This is a genomic window from Enterocloster lavalensis (assembly GCF_046603895.1).
Lineage (GTDB): Bacteria > Bacillota > Clostridia > Lachnospirales > Lachnospiraceae > Enterocloster > Enterocloster lavalensis.
Map to the genome: position 1 here is coordinate 2,668,209 of NZ_CP176637.1, position 14,066 is coordinate 2,682,274.

The following is a 14,066-nucleotide window of genomic DNA, read 5'->3' on the forward strand; positions in this document are numbered from 1 at the left end:
AAGAATGCAATGAGCCAGCCATTGATTGATTTACAAAACATTTCCAAAAGCTTTGACGGAGAACTGGTACTGGATGATTTAAATCTCTCCATCAAGGAGAACAGCTTTGTAACCCTTCTGGGCCCCAGCGGCTGCGGCAAAACCACCACCCTGCGGATTCTGGGCGGTTTTGTGACGCCGGACAATGGGCGCGTGATTTTCGACGGACAGGACATCACCAAGCTGCCGCCTCACAAGCGCCAGCTCAACACCGTGTTCCAGAAATACGCCCTGTTCCCCCACATGAACATCGCGGAGAACATCGCCTTTGGCCTGAAAATCAAAAACAAACCCAAGTCCTACATCGACGACAAGATCAAATACGCGCTGAAGCTGGTGAACCTGCCCGGCTATGAGAAGCGGGACGTCACCTCCCTGTCCGGCGGCCAGCAGCAGCGGATCGCCATCGCCCGGGCCATTGTGAACGAGCCCCGGGTGCTTCTTCTGGATGAGCCTCTGGGCGCGCTGGACTTAAAGCTGCGCCAGGATATGCAGTACGAGCTGATCCGCCTGAAAAATGAACTGGGCATCACCTTCATCTACGTCACCCACGACCAGGAGGAGGCGCTGACCATGTCCGACACCATCGTGGTCATGAACCAGGGCTACATCCAGCAGATGGGTTCCCCTGAGCAGATATACAACGAGCCGGAGAACGCCTTTGTGGCCGACTTTATCGGGGAGAGCAACATCGTGCCCGGCACCATGATCCGCGACGAGCTGGTGGAAATCTTCGGAGCCCGCTTCGTCTGCGTGGATAAGGGCTTTGGCAACAACAAACCCGTGGACGTGGTGATCCGCCCCGAGGACATCGACCTGGTGAAACCCGAGAACGGCACGCTCCAGGGCGTGGTGACCCACCTGATTTTCAAGGGCGTGCACTACGAGATGGAGGTGACCACCCCGGACGGCTTTGAATGGCTGGTGCACTCCACCGACATGTTCCCGGTTGGACAGCAGGTGGGCATCCACGTGGAGCCCTTTGAAATTCAGATCATGAATAAGCCTGCTTCTGAGGACGAGGAGGCGTTGGGAGTCAATGAATAATGAAAACCGCGCGGCTCTGGGCAAAAAACTGTTATCCGGGCCTTACCTGTTCTGGATGGTGGGTTTCACCCTCATCCCCCTTGCGCTGATTTTCTGGTACGGCATCACCGACAAATCCGGCGCATTTACCCTGCAGAACGTGCTGGCAATCGCCTCGGCGGACCACGCCAGTGCTCTGTGGCTCTCCCTGGGCCTGTCCCTGGTGAGCACCTTAATCTGCCTGCTTTTAGCCTATCCCCTTGCCATGATTCTCCGGGGACGGGGCCAGGCGGCCAGCGGCTTTATCGTGTTCATTTTCGTGCTGCCCATGTGGATGAACTTCCTGCTGCGCACCATGGCCTGGCAGACCTTATTGGAAAAAAACGGCGTGATCAACGGAATCCTGACCTGGCTTCACCTGCCGAAGCAGTCCCTGATCAACACGCCCTGGGCCATCATCCTGGGTATGGTGTACAACTTCCTGCCCTTCATGGTCCTGCCCATTTACAATGTGCTTTCCAAGATCGACGACAATACCATTAACGCCGCCAAGGACTTAGGCGCAAACAGCTTCCAGACCCTGATCTTCATCTGGCTGCCCTTAAGCATCCCCGGGATCATCAGCGGCATCACCATGGTTTTCGTGCCCTCGCTGACCACCTTCGTAATCTCCGATCTGTTGGGCGGCAGCAAGATCCTGCTGATCGGAAATGTGATCGAGCAGGAGTTTACCAAGGGCAGCAACTGGCATCTGGGCAGCGGCCTGTCCCTGGTGCTCATGGTATTCATCCTGATCAGCATGGCGATGATCGCCAAATACGATAAAAATGGAGAGGGGACGGCATTCTGATGACAAAAGGAACACAGACACTGCGGAAAATCATTTCCGATTTTTATATGGTAATCATCCTGGTCTTTTTATACGCCCCGATTTTCACCATGATGGTCCTCTCCTTCAACCGTTCCAAGTCCAGAACCCAGTGGGGCGGGTTCACCCTGGACTGGTATGTGCAGATGTTTGACAGCCGCCCCATTATGAGCGCGCTGTACACCACCCTGCTGATCGCATTTGTGTCCGCCCTGGCGGCCACGATCATCGGCACGGCGGCCTCCGTGGCCATCAACAACATGCGGGCGCTGCCCCGCACCGTGATCATGGGGATCACAAACATTCCCATGCTGAACGCGGACATCGTCACGGGCATCTCCCTGATGCTGGCGTTCATCGCCTTCGGCATCTCCCTGGGATTTCAGACGGTTCTGATCTCCCACATTACCTTCAACATCCCCTATGTGATCCTGAGCGTTATGCCCAAGCTCAAGCAGACGGACCGCACCACCTACGAGGCGGCCCTGGACTTAGGCGCAACGCCGGTGAGGGCATTTTTTAAGGTGGTGTTCCCGGACATCATGCCCGGCGTGCTGTCCGGCTTCCTGCTGGCCTTCACCATGTCGCTGGACGACTTCATCATCACCCACTTTACAAAGGGAGCGGGCATCAACACCCTCTCCACCCTGATTTACAGCGAGGTCAGGCGCGGGATACGGCCTTCCATGTACGCCTTAAGCACCGTCATTTTCCTGACCGTGCTCATCCTGCTTCTGATCGTCAATTTCCGTTCCGCAAAGAAACCCGATGACCATTAACGGCCGGGGATCACTTATAACACATCATTTTTAAGAGGAGAACAATTATGAGAAAAAAGACTGTGAGAACAATGACCCTGACCGCCCTGATTGCCCTGGCCGCAGCCGCTATGCTGGCCGGCTGCGGGAAATCTGACAAAACAGCCGAGACCGGCGCGGAAGCGGAGAGCAACAAGCTCTACGTGTACAACTGGGGCGAATACATCGACGAGGACGTGGAGGCCATGTTCGAGGAGGAAACCGGAATCGACGTGGTTTACGACGTATTTGAGACCAACGAGGAGATGTTCCCCATCATCGAGGCCGGGGGCGTGAAGTACGACGTGGTATGTCCCTCCGATTACATGATCCAGCGCATGATCCAGAACGACATGCTGGTCCCGCTGAACTTCGACAACATCCCCAACGTCAAGGAGATCGGCCCGGAATACATGGAAATGTCCAAGGACTTCGACCCGGAGAACAAATACTCCGTGCCCTACTGCTGGGGTACCGTCGGCATCCTCTACAACAAACAGCGCCTGGAGGAGTTAGGCGTGCCCGCCCCCACCAAATGGGCCGATCTGTGGGATGAGCGCTTAAGCGGGGAAATCCTCATGCAAAACAGCGTGCGCGACGCCTTCATGGTGGCCTTAAAGAGCAAGGGCTATTCCTTAAACAGCACCAACGAGGCGGAGCTGGCCGAGGCCAGAGACCTGCTGATCGCCCAGAAACCCCTGGTGCAGGCCTACGTGATCGACCAGGTACGCGACAAGATGATCAACGCCGAGGCCGCCGTGGGCGTGATTTACTCCGGCGAGATGCTCTACATTCAGGAGCAGGCGGCGGATCTGGGGCTGGATTACGATCTGGAATATGTGATCCCCGAGGAGGGCACCAACCTGTGGCTGGATTCCTGGGTGATTCCCGCCAACGCGGAGAACAAAGAGAACGCGGAAAAGTGGATCGACTTCATGTGCCGCCCGGACATCGCAAAGCGCAACTTTGAGTACATCACCTACCCCACCCCCAACAAGGGCGCCTTCGATCTGCTGGATCCGGAATTGCAGGAAAACAAGGCTGTGTTCCCGGACATCAGCTCCTTAAAGGGGAGCGAGACTTTCCAGTATCTGGGAGATGAGGTGGAGACCATCTACAACGACATGTGGAAAGAAGTTAAGGCGGCGAAATAACCCAACACATTGTATTTAACGAAAACCCCTGCGGTTCAGCTCACCTGAAACCGCAGGGGTTTTTTATCGATCATCTCCGTGGCCATAGTCTCGTTCCTGACTGCTTATGGCCATTCTTTTGCTCAGTTTTCCTCTTCCTCACGCTCCACAGGCTCCACCGACGCGACCACCGGGAAAAACTCATCCGCATAGGTGGCAAACAGCGCTGCGCTGTACGGCGGCATCTTAAGCTTCAGCATACCGTCCCTGACCGGATAACGCAGGGCGCCCACATTGTAGCCCTCCTCTGTGGAGAGCATCAGGCGGGCCAGGGGCGCTTCCCCTGTGATCCCAAGCTGCCATACCGGAAGTTCCAGCTCCCGCTCCTGCGCGTTGTTGTTCACCGCAACCACCGCCTGGTATTTCCCCAGCATGCGGCCGTAGGCGATCACATTCCGCCCCGCAAGCAGTTCCTTGACCGCTCCTCTGCGCAGTACGGGCAGCGCCTTGTGGATGCGGATCATGTAGCGGTGATATTCGATCAGCTCCAGATCTTCATGTCCCCAGGGGTAGGTCCTGCGGCTGTCCGGGTCGGTCCAGCCGCAGACCCCGGCCTCGTCGCCGTAGTAAACGGTGGGTGCGCCGGGCCATGTCATCTGCACCATCACGGCCTCCCGCAGCACGCAGACCTTCACGCCACGGTTTGCAGCCTCAGCCCCAACCGTGCCGATCCGCCCCACCACCCCGTTGGTGCGGGTGAGGAACCGGGAATGGTCGTGGTTGGACAGCTCGTTCATGGCGGTCAGGATGGAGGACGGCTGCATGCGGCTCATATGGTAGCTCATGGCGTTGAAGAAGTTCTCGCCGTTGCCCAGAAGCTCGCCGCTGAAGCTGTCGCTGTGCTTCTCCATCCCGGTCAAAAACCAGGTCAGAGGCTCCATAAACGCATCGTAGTTCATCACGCTGTCCCACTGGTCCCCTTCCAGCCAGGGCCCCGGATCGCCGTAGTGTTCCGCCAGAATCAGGGCATCGGGATTGACCTCCTTCACTGCGGCGCGGAACTTGCGCCAAAACTCGTGATTGTAATCCGCCGTGTGCCCCAGGTCCGCCGCCACGTCCAGCCGCCAACCGTCCACGTTAAAGGGCGGAGACACCCAGCGGCGCGCAATGTCTAAAATATACTCCACCAGCTTGGGGGAACTCTCGTAGTTCAGCTTGGGAAGCGTATCGTGGCCCCACCAGCCGTCGTAGGACTTGTTCCGCGGCCAGGCGCTGTCCTTCTCATCGTAAAACTGGAAAAAGCTGCGGTAGGGACTGTCCTTTGCCAGAAATGCCCCCGGCTCGTAGCCTCCCTGGCGGGCGTAAATCTCCTCGCCGTCCAGCCACTTGTTGAAGGAACCGCAGTGGTTGAACACGCCGTCCAGAATCACCTTCATCCCGCGCCGGTGGATTTCCTCAACGAATTCCGCGAAAAAGCGGTCGCTGGCCTCCAGATTCCGCGGAGAGGCGGTGCGGACCACGTATTTTTCAGCATCTCCGTTATCCACGGCGTCCGCCGCCACCAGGCCGTCCTTATCCTCCACGATCACCCCGAAGTGGGGATCGATGTGCTCGTAATCCTGAATATCGTACTTGTGGTTGGAGGGAGACACGAAAATGGGATTTAAGTAAATAACCTCCACGCCCAGCCCCTGAATATAATCCAGTTTTTCCCAAACACCCTTTAAGTCGCCGCCGTAAAAGCAGCCCACATCCATGGTGGTGGGATTCTTCCCCCAGTCCTCCACCCGGTTCACCGGTCTGCCGATGTACACGTACTCGCAGGTCTGAACGTCGTTGCTCTCGTCCCCGTTGCAAAACCGGTCCACAAAGATCTGGTACATCACCGCGCCCTTGGCCCAGTCCGGGGTGTGAAATCCCGGTATGATGGCAAAATCAAAGCAGCTCCTGTCATCATCCGTCACCCCCAAGCGGTTGTAAATACAGGAATCCTGTCCATTCACAACTTTAAAGTGGTACAGTACGCAGTCGCTGCCTACGGTTATCTCATATTCGTAATAGTCAAACAGCTCGTCGGAGTCCGCTTTCCCGATCTCCACCTCCGCGCCGTCCTCCACATAATATACATGCTGTGCGTTGTTTTTACCCGTTCGAAAACGCAGGAGTACGTCCTGGTCCTCATCCGGCTCAGGAGGAGTACGGTAATCTTCCGTCGCCGAACAAAAGAGCGCCTCCCGGTTGATGATTCTTTTATTATATTCTTCCACTACCCAAAACCCTTTTCATGTTCATAAATTAGCATTTGACTCCTTTATTGTATATGAATCCGATCTAATATACAAGTAACATTCCCGTAAAAATGCAGGATATCACGGATTCGCACCGAATTTGGAGCGCCAAAGGCTCATGTCATTTTACACATGATGGGCGGGAAAGTCAAGGGACTTCGTATTTCTTTGCGTTTTCACCACGGGAACGGTCCGAAAAAGCAAACAATGAAAAACCCGGCGGGGGGGCCGGGTTTTTCAGGAGAAGGTATTTCGTTTCTTATGGGGTGTAGCAAAAACTATATAATGTATTGGGGGGGTTACATCTATTATAATAGCATGAAGTTGGGAAAAAGTGTGCACAAACATGCAAATCTTTGATTTTCTTTTCTATGCAAGATATACAGCCCGCTTGTCCTCCATTTTCTTCCAATCTCAAAACTTTTACAAACAAACGTCTTTTATTCCCCCAAATATGAAACCGCGGCTTTGCAGGCCCTTTTCAGGTACCCGACAAAGCCGCGGCGTTTCATTTGAATGGAACGGGCCGCCGGGCTCAGCCTGCGGGCCATTCCATTGTTTTATGCCGTGACCGTTGGGGCGTTAAACAGTGCCTCAAACTCATCCTGGCCAATTTTTTCTTTCTCAATCAGCAGATTGGCGCAGGAGTGCAGCACGTACTCGTACTCCTTGATAATGGAGCGGGCCTTCTGATAGCAGTCGTCGATAATCCGCTTCACCTCGCTGTCGATGGTATCCGCCATCCCGTTGCCGTAGCTCTTGGTATGAGCCAGGTCGCGGCCGATGAACACCTCGTCGTCGTCGCTTCCGTACTGGATCATGCCCACCTTGTCGGACATGCCATACTGGGTTACCATGGAGCGGGCAATCTGGGTCGCCTGCTTGATATCCTGGGACGCGCCGGTGGTGATATCGTCGAAGATCAGCTCCTCGGCGATCCGCCCGCCCAGATCCACCATGATGTTCTGGAGCATCTTACCCCGGGTGTTGAACATCTCATCCCGCTCCGGCAGCGGCATCGTATATCCCGCCGCGCCCACGCCGGTGGGGATGATGGAAACCGTGTGAACCGGCCCCACGTCGGGCAGCACGTGGAACAGAATCGCGTGACCGGCCTCGTGGTAAGCCGTGATCTTCTTATCCTTCTCGGTGATCACCTTGCTGCGCTTCTCCGCGCCGATGCCCACCTTCACAAAGGCCCGGTCGATATCGGACTGGCGGATAAACCGGCGTCCCTCCCGGGCGGACAGGATGGCCGCCTCGTTCATCAGGTTCTCCAGGTCCGCGCCCGTGAATCCGGCGGTGGTCTGCGCAACCCGGCGCAGGTCCACATCCTCGCCCAGGGGCTTATCCTTGGCGTGCACCTTTAAAATCTCCTCGCGGCCTCTCACATCCGGCCTTCCCACCGCCACCTTGCGGTCGAAACGGCCCGGGCGCAGGATGGCGGGATCCAGGATATCCACCCGGTTGGTGGCCGCCATGACGATGATTCCCTCGTTGACTCCAAAACCGTCCATCTCCACCAGGAGCTGGTTTAACGTCTGCTCCCGCTCGTCGTGGCCGCCGCCCATGCCGGTGCCCCGGCGTCTGGCAACCGCGTCGATCTCGTCGATGAACACGATACAGGGCGAATTCTTCTTCGCCTCCTCAAACAGATCGCGGACACGGGATGCGCCCACGCCCACAAACATCTCCACAAAGTCGGAACCGGAAATGGAGAAGAAGGGCACGCCCGCCTCCCCGGCCACCGCCTTGGCAAGCAGCGTCTTGCCCGTTCCGGGCGGTCCCACGAGCAGCAGGCCCTTGGGGATTCTGGCACCAACGCTGGTGTACTTCTGGGGATTGCGCAGGAAATCCACCACTTCCTCCAGCTCTTCCTTCTCTTCCTCCAGTCCGGCCACGTTGCTGAAATTCACCTTGTTGTCCCGGCTCATCCGCGCGCGGCTCTTGCCGAAGTTCATCATCCGGGCATTGGCCCCGCCGCCTCCGGCGCTGCGGTTCATCACCATGATAATGATCACCACCACCACGGTGGAGAGCAGAATGGGAAGGGCAACGGTCAACAGAATATTTTCCTGGGGCACGTCGGTCACGTTGTAGCCGTCGATCCCGCTCTGCCGCAGCAGCTGCTCCACTTCATTCACGTCCGTAACATACATCTGCTTCTCAGTGCCATCCGCCATATTGATAATCACCTCGCCCGTAGGCACCTGGGGATTCTGGTTGATGGTGACCTGCGCGATCCTGGCATGGTCTTCCGACAGTAATGTTACCAATTCCTGATGCGTGATCTTATCCGCCGCTCCCTGGTGGGGCAGCATCGCCGCCATGGCGATCAGGATGAGCATCAGAAGCACAAATCCAAATCCTCTAAATGTCGACTGCTGTCTCAACGAATTGCCTCCTTAAACCCTCGATTGTTATGATGCCGGTCTGATCCGGCCGTCCTCAGCCCAGCTCCACCACTCCGATATAGGGCAGATTCCGGTACTTCTGGTCAAAGTCCAGGCCATAGCCCACTACGAATTCGTCCGGAATGGTAAAGCAGGTGTAATCCACATGCACCTGTTTCTTCACCCGGCGCTCCGGCTTGTCGAGCAGGGTGCACAGGTGGACGCTGTTCGGCTTGCGCTGCTTTAAAACCTCGATCAGGTAGGAAAGCGTACGTCCGGAGTCGATAATATCCTCCACGATCAGCACATCCTTGCCCTCAAGCGGCTCATCCAGATCCTTGATGATCTTCACCACGCCGCTGGACTCCGTCCCCGCGCCGTAACTGGATACGGACATAAAGTCCATGGAAACCGGAACGGTCAGGCGCTTTGCCAGCTCACAGGTAAAGAATACGCCTCCCTTTAAAATACAGATCAGATGAATCTGCTTTCCGGCATAGTCCTCGCTGATCTTAGCTGCGATCTCATTGATCTTTGTATCCACTTCCTCTTCCGTCAACAACACACGAATCTTATCTGCCATGGTCTTTTCCTCCGTTTTCATCCTCTTTTATCACATCACTGGCCGGATCATCCCGGGCCGGGGCCTCCATACGGACCTCCATCACCCGGACCGTATCCGGCCCGACTTTGTAGTATTCACTGATCCGATAACCCACGATCCACAGGATATGGCTCCCGTCCGCCAAAAGCAGCACGGAATCCCGCTTCTCCCTGGGAATCTTTTCATCGATCATAAAGCGCCGGACCGTCTTTGTCCTGCCGTCCGCCAACGTGATATAATCGCCGGACTGCCGATTCCGTACCACGGGCATACCCTTTATTCTACCACAGTCAAACCATTTCGTATACTGGTTTTTGGGAATTTCTGTCCCTTTTTTATAAGAAAAATACCGAAAAACCGCCTCTGTCCGGGGCTGTCCGAAAGCCGTCTCCCGGCGGCCGACCGCCACCCCTTCATACTCCCGGACCGCCCGGATCCCGTAGGGCAGATCCTGGCTGCGCCCGGCCTGCATCCCAAACAATCCCAGCACCTGGTCCACATGTCCGGAGGTGAGATCCTTCGCCCGGCCGCCCACCCGGGCCATCGCCTGGAAAATCACATAGGCGCGCAGGATTTCCGGCAGCTGTTCAAACTCCTTCTCCGGAATCAGAATCCGCCCGTCCTCCTCCCGCGCGTGCCGCCCGGTCCACTCTAAGGCCTGCCCGCTCAGGTAATCGTCTGCCTGTCCGGCCAAACGCCCCACACGCAGAATGCTCTCCACCGCACCGGGATTCACCTGCTCCTGCAACATGGGGATCAGCTGCCTTCGGATGCGGTTGCGGGTATAGTGATCCGTGTCGTTGGTGGAGTCCTGGCAGAAGGACAGGCCATTCGCCGAAAGCCACTCTAAAATCTCCTTGCGGCCCACCGCGATCAGCGGCCGGATAATCCTGCCCCTCACCGGGCGCATGCCGCCCAGGCCCTTTAACCCGCTGCCGCGGCAAAGGTTGTGGAGAATGGTCTCCGCCTGATCGTCGCCGTGGTGGGCCACGGCCACCCTGACGGCATCCGTTTCCGGAGGATCGCCGGCCGCCGCGCCGTGGTTGCCGCCGCCGGCCTCCCTAGTCTCTTTTGCCCACGCGTTGCCGCCGCCGGCCTCCCTAGTCTCTTCCGGCCACGCGTGGCCGCCGCCGGCCTCCCCGGTCCCTTCCGGCCATACCGTGCCTTCATCAGCCTCTTCCGCCCACGCTCCACTCTCCCACGCCGCCGCGCACTCCTCAAACGCCCGGTAGCGCAGCAGCCTTCCGGCCTCCTCCTCGGACAGCTTCTCTGCCCGCGCGAACTGCCGCACGTCCACCCGGCGCAGCACAAAGGGCACCTCAAAACGTTCGCACAGCTGCCGCGCAAACTCCGCGTCCCGGTCCGCCTCGGCCCCGCGCAGGCCGTGGTGCACGTGGACCGCCCGCACCTGGACTCCCAGCTCCCCGCGCAGACCGCATAACAGCGCTAAGAGGCAGACGGAATCTGCCCCTCCTGACACGGCCGCGACCACCCGGCCGCCCTGCCGCAGCATATGATATTGTTCAATCGTTTCCCGAAACTTCCGCCGTACATCTTCCATTTTTTTCCACCTCGCGCCGGTTCCGGGCGTCCGAAAAACACCCGCAGCCAACGTTTACGGGGGCCTGGGGCCCCCGCGGTCTGCCGTCACCTGTTGCCGATGACTCTACTATAACCGCAAACCCGGCGGTTTGCAACGGCTAATTTGCCGCAGCCCGGCGCGATCTGCCTCTCCCGCGAAACCGCGCCGGACGCCCCGGCTCCCGGCGTTCTTACCTCCGTTTCCAGATTCCCGCCACCAAAGCCGTCATATCGTCCCTGGCAGCCGGGATAAAGGAGGACGCGAACTCCAGAATCTGCTCCGCCAGCTCCTGGGGCGGCATGTTCTCCACGCTCTCCAGATACTCCTTCATCACCTGCTCCTTGTTGTCCCCGGGCAGCGCGTCCAGCACGCCGTCGCTGACCATGATGATGCGGCTGCCGTCCCACAGCTTTTTGCTGATCAGCTCCGGCTCCACCGCAGTCAGCACACCCATCGGCACCTCCCCGGCCTCCAGAAGCTCCACACCGTCCTCGCCGATGATAAAGGTGGGCACGGCTCCCAGCTTCATGCACTCCAGCACGCCGGTGTGCAGATCCACACAGCACAAATCCAGGGTAGCCGGATGCTGTTCCCGGCCTGCCAGCAGCAGCACCGTGTTCACCAGCTTTAAGGCCGATCGGGCGGAAAATCCCGTCTCCACCAGCTGCTCCGTCAGCTCCACCACCTGGCGGCTCTCCCGGTCCGCCTGCTCCCCGCTGCCCATACCGTCGGACAGGCTCATCACCACCTGGCTTCCCTGGCTCTCCACAAAGGTGTAGTTGTCCCCGCTGATGCTCTCCCCCTGTTTGGGGATTCTGGCGGCTCCGCACAGCATGTGGTAGCTGCCGTCCTCCAGAAAACGCACCGTGGCGTACTGGCGGGTGATAATGGTCCGGCTGTCCCTGGCCGGACTCCAGAAGCTGCCCTCCATGGCCTGTCCCACGATCCCGGCGGCCTCCCGGCTGGTCATGCAGCGCCCGTTGGTGGTGCGCGCGGTTATGTAGGCCTCTCTCTGGCCGTTCTCATACTCCAGAATCAGCAGGTTCTGCACCGACATATGGGCCCGCCTGAAAGCCTTGCGCAGCTCTGCCTCGTAGTCCTCGCTCACATCCCTGGCCTGGTCCATCTGATGGGAGAATTCCTCCAGAATCATGGACATCTCCCGAAACTGCACCACCACCGCATCCCGGCTCTCCATAAACCGGTTTTTCCAGGACAGATTCATGGTGGCCCGTCCCAGGTTGCGGTTCAGCTGTCCCAGATACTTGTCCTTTTTCCGGCAGCTGGACTGGAACATCTGGGGCATGTCCTCATTGTCGATATGGCCTTTCTGCTCAAAGGCCCGCAGGAGATAATACAGGTAATAGCTGTCCTCCTTCTCCGTGTCCGTGCGCAGGCTGCATTTGGTGCAGCCGTCGCACACCAGGGCCGACGAGGTCTGCATGGCCGCCAGGCCGTCCTCTCTTGTCAGCTGCCGCCCGTTTTCAATCTCGTCGTCAAACGCTTTGGCCAGCCGTCCCAGGGAATCCGCCATGTCTCCCAGACGCCGGGCCGTATAATAATTCACATCGCAAACGCGTCGTTTTTCTTTCCTCTTTTCAAACACAAAAATCCCTCCTCACCGCGTACTGTCCAGTATACGCAGGCAGGAGGGAAATATCTGTCATATTTTGCAGGCCTGTCCACAAAATCTTTCGACAGGCGGGGACATTAAGCCCCATTATTCGCTGGGTTTGAGCAGGATTTCGTCAGGGTTGACCAGGCCCAGCTTCTCCTTGGCCACTTCCTCCGCATATTCTTTCGTTTTGACGTAGACCTTGTAGTCCTCCAGCTCGTCGGCCCGCTTGCTCTCCGCTTCCAACTGGGCCTGCAGGTTCTCCTGGCGGACCTTGTACTCCAGATCCATACGCCGGAGGCTGGCTCCCTTAGCATTGATCACGACCGCCAGGCATGCGACTACCAGCGTAATCCCAAGCAGCGCCATACGGTTTGCCCACTTGTCCCGCCTAAGACACCTAGATTTTCCATATGTTTTCATCCTGATCAATCACCAACTTTTTCCGTCTGTTCTTTGCCCGTCACTTTCCGGGTATTTTTGCCTGATTTTATTGTAAACTTTTTACCGAGCTTTTTCAAGCCTTTAAAAAAAATTCTGCTGATCAAACGGTCGTATAAAATCATACCGCCCAGAACCCCGCCGATCACGTAGGCGCGCAGCCCTCCGTCGTTCTGCTGGTACAGGAGATTGAAGGTCACAACCCCCGCCCCGATCCAGTAAAAAAAGTCCTCAAGTCCCACCGCAAAGGCGCTGTGGCGGATCATCAGCCGGAACACCCGCAAGGTGTCGTAGACCAGCATCAGCCACCCGCCGGTGGCCAGGCTCAGCATCAAAAGCCACGCCTCGTAGCGAATCACCCCGCTCATAAGACCGCCCCCGTCACTTGAACAGGCGGGAGAACAGGGACTCCCCTGATTTGCGCAGCGCCTCGTTGGAGGAATAGGCCATGCTGTCGATGGTGCCGTCCACATCCACCTCCCCCTTCTCCAGGGTCAGCCGGCTGACATGAAGTTCCTTGCCCTTGATGGTCAAAAGCCCCATGTCCGTGTCCAGCACAATGGTGTTCTCGTCAAAGGAGACCACGTCCGCGATACCGGTGATGCTGCCCGCAGACCGGTTCTGGAACACCAGCTTGTGCAGACGGCCGTTCAGTTTTTCTTCCATGCAAAAACCTCCTAACATATCTAACCTATGTTAAATATATTAGGAGGTTGGCCAATATATGCCATTATTCAGAATGAAACATCGATCACAGGTAACGGAACAGCTCTTTTGCCTCGTCCTTCTTAACGGTCTCCTGCACGTCCAGCACCTCTACCCGAACCGCCTTTTCCCCGAACCGGATCTCGATCACATCCCCGGTCTTGACATTCAGGGAAGCCTTGGCCGGCTTTTCGTTCACCAGAACGCGTCCGGCGTCGCAGGCTTCGTTGGCGACAGTCCTGCGCTTGATCAGGCGGGAAACCTTCAAAAACTTGTCCAGTCTCATGGATTAGTTGTTAACCGCATCCTTTAAGGCCTTGCCGGCTTTGAACTTCGGAGTCTTGGAAGCCTCAACGTTCATCGGCTCGCCGGTCTTGGGATTTCTGGCCACTCTGGCAGCTCTTGCGCTGACCTCAAAGTTGCCGAAGCCAACCAGCTGAACCTTCTCGCCCTTAACCAGCTCTTCCGTTACCACGTCCGTAAATGCCTTTACTGCCTTCTCTGCATCTTTTTTGGAAAGCTCTGCCTTTTCAGCAACTGCTGCGATCAATTCTGTCTTGTTCATCAATTCTTCC

General features: G+C 57.3%; 14 protein-coding genes. 4 read left to right on the forward strand and 10 right to left on the reverse strand.

Translation table 11 applies throughout. The annotated features are described in order from the left end of the window. The first annotated feature begins 9 nt into the window (after positions 1-9). Genes potA through ACK2JC_RS11820 form a run of 4 tightly spaced genes read left to right on the forward strand, consistent with a single transcriptional unit; the run spans position 10 to position 3,884 of the window. Positions 10-1,086 carry a spermidine/putrescine ABC transporter ATP-binding protein gene (gene potA, locus ACK2JC_RS11805; protein WP_320937221.1) on the forward strand — a complete coding sequence of 359 codons (1,077 nt, stop codon included), beginning with the start codon at positions 10-12 and terminating at the stop codon, positions 1,084-1,086. Further along, a complete protein-coding gene (locus ACK2JC_RS11810) occupies positions 1,079-1,915 on the forward strand; it encodes an ABC transporter permease (RefSeq protein ID WP_092370109.1) in 837 nt (278 codons plus the stop codon). Before potA ends, ACK2JC_RS11810 begins: the two co-directional genes overlap by 8 nt. Beyond that, complete coding sequence (locus ACK2JC_RS11815) at positions 1,915-2,712, forward strand: ABC transporter permease (protein WP_007719669.1); 798 nt, start codon at positions 1,915-1,917, stop codon at positions 2,710-2,712. Before ACK2JC_RS11810 ends, ACK2JC_RS11815 begins: the two co-directional genes overlap by 1 nt. Before the next feature lie 47 nt (positions 2,713-2,759). Beyond that, entirely contained in the window at positions 2,760-3,884 is a 1,125-nt protein-coding gene (locus ACK2JC_RS11820) for an ABC transporter substrate-binding protein (protein ID WP_320937220.1), read from the forward strand. Between the two features lie 122 nt (positions 3,885-4,006). Here the strand turns inward: ACK2JC_RS11820 and ACK2JC_RS11825 are convergent, their stop codons facing one another. From ACK2JC_RS11825 to ACK2JC_RS11870, 10 genes are all read right to left on the reverse strand, one after another. After that, complete coding sequence (locus ACK2JC_RS11825; protein WP_320937219.1) at positions 4,007-6,130, reverse strand: glycoside hydrolase family 13 protein; 2,124 nt, start codon at positions 6,128-6,130, stop codon at positions 4,007-4,009. A gap of 581 nt (positions 6,131-6,711) precedes the next feature. Then, entirely contained in the window at positions 6,712-8,544 is a 1,833-nt protein-coding gene (ftsH, locus tag ACK2JC_RS11830; RefSeq protein WP_107435663.1) for an ATP-dependent zinc metalloprotease FtsH, read from the reverse strand. A 55-nt stretch (positions 8,545-8,599) separates the two neighbouring features. Then, entirely contained in the window at positions 8,600-9,127 is a 528-nt protein-coding gene (gene hpt / locus ACK2JC_RS11835; RefSeq protein WP_092371119.1) for a hypoxanthine phosphoribosyltransferase, read from the reverse strand. Next, a complete protein-coding gene (gene tilS, locus ACK2JC_RS11840; RefSeq protein ID WP_320937218.1) occupies positions 9,117-10,709 on the reverse strand; it encodes a tRNA lysidine(34) synthetase TilS in 1,593 nt (530 codons plus the stop codon). The genes hpt and tilS overlap by 11 nt, the downstream gene beginning before the upstream one ends. 211 nt (positions 10,710-10,920) lie before the next feature. Further along, on the reverse strand, positions 10,921-12,336 hold the full coding sequence (locus tag ACK2JC_RS11845; protein WP_092371125.1) for a SpoIIE family protein phosphatase: 1,416 nt from the start codon (positions 12,334-12,336) through the stop codon (positions 10,921-10,923). A 114-nt stretch (positions 12,337-12,450) separates the two neighbouring features. Continuing rightward, positions 12,451-12,768, reverse strand: a complete 318-nt coding sequence (locus tag ACK2JC_RS11850; RefSeq protein ID WP_368272448.1) for a septum formation initiator family protein — start codon at positions 12,766-12,768, stop codon at positions 12,451-12,453. A gap of 5 nt (positions 12,769-12,773) precedes the next feature. Continuing rightward, complete coding sequence (gene yabQ / locus ACK2JC_RS11855; RefSeq protein WP_118757436.1) at positions 12,774-13,154, reverse strand: spore cortex biosynthesis protein YabQ; 381 nt, start codon at positions 13,152-13,154, stop codon at positions 12,774-12,776. 13 nt (positions 13,155-13,167) lie between these two features. Next, the gene (gene yabP, locus ACK2JC_RS11860) at positions 13,168-13,452 is read right to left on the reverse strand and encodes a sporulation protein YabP (protein WP_092371131.1); all 285 of its coding nucleotides are present in this window, start codon (positions 13,450-13,452) and stop codon (positions 13,168-13,170) included. Between the two features lie 85 nt (positions 13,453-13,537). Beyond that, complete coding sequence (locus ACK2JC_RS11865) at positions 13,538-13,777, reverse strand: RNA-binding S4 domain-containing protein (protein WP_320937217.1); 240 nt, start codon at positions 13,775-13,777, stop codon at positions 13,538-13,540. 3 nt (positions 13,778-13,780) lie between these two features. Beyond that, a complete protein-coding gene (locus ACK2JC_RS11870) occupies positions 13,781-14,056 on the reverse strand; it encodes an HU family DNA-binding protein (protein WP_007719737.1) in 276 nt (91 codons plus the stop codon). Between the last annotated feature and the right edge of the window lie 10 nt (positions 14,057-14,066).